The organism is Stenotrophomonas sp. YIM B06876, from assembly GCF_030711595.1.
GTDB lineage: Bacteria > Pseudomonadota > Gammaproteobacteria > Xanthomonadales > Xanthomonadaceae > Stenotrophomonas.
This window is the reverse complement of the sequence record NZ_JAUJUJ010000586.1, coordinates 1-412: the sequence shown is the minus strand read 5'-3', so window position 1 is coordinate 412 and position 412 is coordinate 1. Positions and strand designations below refer to the sequence as shown.

The window sequence follows — 412 nt, the reverse complement described above, 5'->3', positions numbered from 1 at the left end:
GGAACGCCAGCTCGGCGTAGCCCTGCTCGTGGTAGGCGCGGCGCAGCTGCGTGAGCTGCGCATCGTCGATCTGCGGGTAATGCTCGGGCAGGTACAGGCCGCCGTCGGGCGCCAGGCCTTCGAGCAGGATGTCGCAGAAGTGCTTGCGCTCCGGATGGCCGCGCGTGGACAGGTACAACATCAGTTCAGTTCCTCCTTGCGGATGCGCGTGATCGGCGCCAGCACCGTGGGCAGTGCCTGCATTTGCGCCAGCGCGTCGTTCATGGTGCCTTCGCGCGTGTCGTGCGTGAGGATGATCAGGTCGGTCTGCGGGATGCTGCGTGTCCCGTCCGGTCCCGTGCCCTCGCCGCCCACCTCGTCGGCCTCGCGCTGCAGCATGGCGTCGATGCTGATGCCGGCAGCGGCCAGGATG

The 412-nt window shown here is 68.2% G+C and carries 2 protein-coding genes; both read right to left on the bottom strand.

What is annotated here, in order from left to right; all coding sequences use genetic code 11:
• On the bottom strand, positions 1-181 hold a 181-nt coding region (locus QZH66_RS18595), incomplete at its 3' end, for a hypothetical protein (RefSeq protein WP_345783887.1).
• Positions 181-412: hypothetical protein (locus QZH66_RS18590; RefSeq protein WP_305807260.1), on the bottom strand; the 232-nt coding region annotated here is incomplete at its 5' end. The genes QZH66_RS18595 and QZH66_RS18590, both read right to left, overlap by 1 nt.